A 253-nucleotide genomic window follows, 5' to 3' on the forward strand; every position below is an offset into this window, starting at 1 on the left:
CCCATTACATCAGCCCAGCGAACCCAACCGGAATCGGCATTCAGTTCAAGACTGCCAATGGCCGCCCGAACAAACGACAATAATTCATCCCGCAGATGCCACAATTTATAACTGACCTGCTGAGTCACCAACTGATAAAAACCCTTCAATCGCCCCTGCTCGACTGACAGTGAGCCGGCGACCGGAAGTTTTTTAAGGAATGCCAATACCGGTTTGCCTACCGTCCTGGCATGGACAAACTCTCTATGCAGAT

Annotated in this window: 1 protein-coding gene; it reads right to left on the reverse strand. The window is 50.6% G+C overall.

The window, feature by feature from the left end; all coding sequences use genetic code 11:
• The coding region (locus Q4563_RS21195) for a hypothetical protein (RefSeq protein WP_303605930.1) at positions 1 to 206 on the reverse strand (206 nt) is incomplete at its 3' end.
• Between the last annotated feature and the right edge of the window lie 47 nt (positions 207 to 253).

The organism is Gilvimarinus sp. 1_MG-2023, assembly GCF_030548285.1.